This window comes from Kitasatospora sp. NPDC023118 (assembly GCF_055560875.1).
In genome coordinates this window covers 1-4970 of the sequence record NZ_JBVHHW010000078.1, presented here as the reverse complement: position 1 = coordinate 4970, position 4970 = coordinate 1, and the positions used below count along the sequence as shown (strand labels likewise).

The window sequence follows — 4970 nt, the reverse complement described above, 5'->3', positions numbered from 1 at the left end:
CACTCGATCGGTGAGATCGCGGCGGCGCATGTGGCCGGGGTGTTCTCGCTGGCGGACGCGTGCACGCTGGTCGGTGCTCGTGGGCGGTTGATGCAGGCGCTGCCGTCGGGTGGTGCGATGCTGGCCGTGCAGGCGGCGGAGGACGAAGTCCTGCCGCTGCTCACCGGCTTCGTGTCGATCGCCGCCGTCAACGGCCCGTCGTCCGTGGTCGTCTCCGGGACGGAGGAGGCGGTCGCGGCGGTCGAGGCGCACTTCGCCGACCGCAAGTCGACGCGGCTGCGGGTCTCGCACGCGTTCCACTCGCCGTTGATGGATCCGATGCTGGCGGACTTCCGAGAGGTCCTGAACGGGCTGACGTACCAGGCCCCTTCGATTCCGCTGGTCTCCAATCTGACCGGCGCCCTGGGCGGGGATTTCACCGCCCCCGACTACTGGGTGCGTCACGTCCGCGAGGCCGTCCGCTTCGCCGACGGCGTCCGCGCCCTGCGCGAGGCCGGCGCCACCGCCTTCGTCGAGCTCGGCCCGGACGGTGTCCTCGCGGCTTTTGCCCAGCAGGACTCGGACGTCCCCGCGCTCCCGCTGCTGCGCCGCGACCGGTCGGAGGAGCACGCACTGGTCACCGCCCTGGCCCGCCTGCACGTCACCGGTGTCCCGGTGGACTGGGCGCGGCTGTTCGACGGGACCGGCGCCCGCCGGGTGGACCTGCCCACCTACCCGTTCCAGCACGAGCACTACTGGCCCGCTCTGGACAGCGGCGTCGGCGACGTCGCCTCCGCCGGGCTGCTGGCGGCGGACCACCCGCTCCTTGGGGCGGCCGTGCCGCTCGCGGGCACGGACAGCGTCGTCTTCACCGGCCGGCTCTCGCCCGGCACGGCGGCGTGGGAAGGCGACGCGGACGTCTTCCCGGCGGCCGGGTTCCTGGAGTTGGCGATCCGGGTCGGCGACCACGTCGGCTGTGACCGGGTCGAGCGGCTCGCCGTCACCCGGCCGCTCGCCCTGGGCGCGGGCGGCGGCACGATGGTCCAGGTCCGCGCGGGAGCGCCGGACGGGTCGGGCGCGCGGACGGTGACGTTCTTCTCGCGCCCCGACGGCGGGCTCGACGAGCCCTGGACCGAGCACGCCACCGGGGAACTGACCACGGGCGTGTGCGCCGCCGACTTCGACGCGGCGCTCTGGCCACCGGCGGGCGCGGTCGCGGGCAGCTCTGACGTGGACGGCGCCGGCGTCTGGCGGCGCGGCGAGGAGACCTTCGTCGAGGCCGAGCTCCCGGCCGAACTGGCGGGCGCGGCGGCCGGGTTCGGCCTGCACCCGGCGTTGCTGGCCGCCGTCCTGCGGGCTGACGGCCGAGGGCTCGTGCCGGTGGCGTGGTCCGGGGTGTCGCTCCACGCCACGGGCGCCACGGTGGCGCGGGCCCGGCTGGTGCGGACGGGCGCGGACACGCTGTCGCTGGCCCTCGCCGACGCGGCGGGCGAGCCCGTGCTGTCGGCGGAGTCCGTGGAGTTGGGCGAGCCGGCCGCCGCCTCCCACGGGGCGAACGGGTCGCTGCTGCGGCTGGAGTGGGTCGCGGCTGCGCCCGTCCGGCCGGTGGACGTCCGGTCGGTGACGCTCGGAGCGGATGTCGCGGAGCTGTCGGAGCTCGGCGACGAAGTCCCCGGCGCCGTGGTGGTCCCGGTGGCGGGCGGCTCGACGCCCGAGGCCGCGCACGAGGTGACGGCGTGGGCGCTGGGTCTGGTGCAGGAGTGGCTGGCCGAACCGCGGTTCGCGGATGCGCGCCTCGTGTTCGTCACACGGGGCGCCATGGCGGGCGGCGCGGTGTCCGACCTCGTCGGCGCCGCCGTGTGGGGCCTGGTGCGGGCGGCCGAGTCGGAGAACCCGGGCCGGTTCGTCCTCGTGGACACGGACGGCGAGCTCCCACTGGACTCCGTGCTGGCCGTGGGCGAGCCGCAGGTGGTGGTCCGCGAGGGCGCCGTGCGCGTCGGCCGGCTGACCCGCGCTGCGGGCGGCGGTTCGTCCGCGGGCTGGGGCGAGGGCACGGTCGTCGTCACGGGCGGCACCGGCGGCCTCGGCCGCCTCGTCGCACGCCACCTGGTGGCCGGACACGGCGTCCGGGACCTGCTGTTGCTGAGCCGCCGCGGCGGCGTCGGCGCGTGGCTGGAGGAACTGCGCGCGCTGGGCGCCCACGTCGAGGTCGTGGCCTGCGACGCCGCCGACCGGGAGGCGCTCGCCGAGGCGCTGCACGGCCGAACGGTCACGGGCGTCGTGCACGCGGCCGGTGTGCTGGACGACGGCGTCGTGAGCGCACTGACGCCCGAGCGACTCGCCGCCGTACTGCGCCCCAAGGTGGACGCGGCGTGGAACCTCCACGAGCTGACCAAGGACCAGGACCTCAAGGCCTTCGTCCTGTTCTCCTCCATCTCCGGTGTCCTGGGCAGCGCGGGCCAGGGCAACTACGCGGCGGCCAACGTCTACCTCGACGCGCTGGCGATCTGGCGCGGCCAACAGGGCCTGCCCGCCCAGTCGCTGGGCTGGGGCGCGTGGGCGCCGACGGCCGGCATGACGGGGAGGCTCTCCGAAGCCGACCTGCACCGCATCCGCTCCTCCGGCGTCCCGCCCCTGGCCGAGGAGGACGGCCTCGCGCTGCTCGACGCCGCCATGGCCGTCGACGAGCCGTACCTGGTCGCGACCGGTCGCATGGCCGCCGGGGCCCGCCCGCGCGGCGAGGTGCCCACGATGTTCCGCGCCCTCCTGCCCGCCGGGCGCCGTACCGCCGTGAGCACCACGGGCACGGGCGCCGCGCTCGCGGCCCGTCTCTTCGAGCTGCGCGAGGGCGACCGGCTGCGTCACCTCGTCGACCTCGTCCGCGCGGAGGCCGCCGGCGTCCTGGGCCACGCCTCGGGCCGAGCGGTCGACCCCGGACGGGAGTTCCGGGACCTGGGCTTCGACTCCCTCACCGCGATCGAGCTGCGCAACCGCCTCGTCGACGTCACCGGGCTCCGGCTCCCGGCGACCATGGTCTTCGACTACCCGACCCCGCACGCCCTCGCCGCGCACCTCCTCGGGGAACTCCTCGACGAGGAGGACGACTCGGCGGCCCCGGCGGCCGCCACCACCGCGGACGCCGGAGAGCCGATCGCGATCGTCGGCATGGCCTGCCGCCTGCCCGGCGGGGTGCGGGCCCCCGAGGACCTCTGGCGGCTCCTGAGCGAGGGCCGCGACGGCATCACCGACTTCCCGACCGACCGCGGCTGGGACCTCGACGCGCTCTTCGGCACCGGCCACGGTGTGAGCGCCACCCGCCAGGGCGGCTTCCTCGCCGGCCTCGGGGACTTCGACGCGGGCTTCTTCGGCATCTCGCCACGCGAGGCCCTCGCGATGGACCCGCAGCAGCGGCTCCTGCTGGAGACGTCCTGGGAGGCCTTCGAGCGGGCGGGCATCGACCCGACCGCGCTGCGCGGCAGCCTGACGGGCGTCTTCGTCGGCACGACGGGCCAGGACTACGCCTCGCTGGTGATGAACTCCCGGGAGGAGGTGGAGGGCCACGCGAGCACCGGGCTGGCCAACAGCGTGATCTCGGGCCGGGTGTCCTACTGCTTCGGCTTGGAGGGCCCGGCGCTCACGATCGACACCGCCTGCTCCTCCTCGCTGGTGGCGATGCACCTGGCCGCGCAGTCCCTCAACAGTGGCGAGTGCACGCTGGCCCTGGCCGGTGGCGTGACCGTCCTGTCCACGCCGATGAGCTTCCTCGGCTTCACCCGCCAGGGCGGGCTCGCTCCGGACGGGCGCTGCAAGGCGTTCGCGGACGGCGCGGACGGCACGGGGTGGTCGGAGGGCGCAGGCGTGCTGGTCCTGGAGCGGCTCTCGGACGCCCGCCGCAACGGGCACCCGGTGCTGGCCGTCGTGCGCGGCAGCGCCGTCAACCAGGACGGTGCCTCGAACGGGCTGACGGCCCCCAACGGCCCGTCCCAGCAGCGAGTGATCCGTCAGGCGCTGGCCAACGCCGGGCTGTCGGCCGCCGAGGTCGACGCGGTCGAGGCGCACGGCACGGGGACCACGCTGGGTGACCCGATCGAGGCGCAGGCCCTGCTCGCCACCTACGGGCAGGACCGCGAACTCCCGCTGTTCCTCGGCTCGGTGAAGTCCAACCTCGGGCACACCCAGGCGGCGGCCGGGGTCGCGGGCGTCATCAAGATGGTGGAGGCCATGCGCGCGGGCGTGCTGCCGAAGACGCTGTACGTCGACGCGCCGTCCTCGCACGTCGACTGGTCGGCGGGCGCGGTGGAGCTTCTGACGGAGGCACGCGAGTGGCCCGAGGCCGGGCGCCCGCGCCGGGCCGGGATCTCGTCGTTCGGGATCAGCGGGACGAACGCCCACGTGATCGTCGAGCAGGCGCCGGTGGTGGATCAGGCCGAGGAAGTGGCCGTGGCCCCGGGCGTCGTGCCGTGGGTGGTCTCGGGAGCGTCGGAGGCCGCGCTGGACGCGCAACTGGCCGGGCTCGCCGAGCCGGAGGGTTCGCCGGTGGACGTCGGACTGTCGCTGGCCGGGCGGTCGCGGTTCGCGCACCGGGCGGTGCTGCTGGACGGCACCGAGGTGGCGCGCGGCGCGGCGGGGGAGCGCAGGCTCGCGCTGCTGTTCTCGGGGCAGGGGTCGCAGCGGTTGGGGATGGGCCGGGAGTTGTATGCCCGGTTCCCGGTGTTCGCGGAGGCGTTCGACGCGGTGTGTGCGGCGATGGACGTGCCCTTGCGCGATGTGGTCTGGGGCTCGGACGAGGAGCTGATCAACCAGACCGCGTACGCCCAGGCCGGGTTGTTCGCCGTCGAGGTGGCGCTGTTCCGGCTCGTCGAATCGCTGGGCGTGCGGGCCGAGTTCGTCGCGGGCCACTCGATCGGTGAGATCGCGGCGGCGCATGTGGCCGGGGTGTTCTCGCTGGCGGACGCGTGCACGCTGGTCGGTGCTCGTGGGCGGTTGATGCA

General features: G+C 75.3%; 1 protein-coding gene. It reads left to right on the top strand.

Annotated elements, in window-relative coordinates:
* The coding region (locus tag ACZ3UD_RS37520; RefSeq protein WP_465598550.1) for an SDR family NAD(P)-dependent oxidoreductase at positions 1-4970 on the top strand (4970 nt) is incomplete at both ends.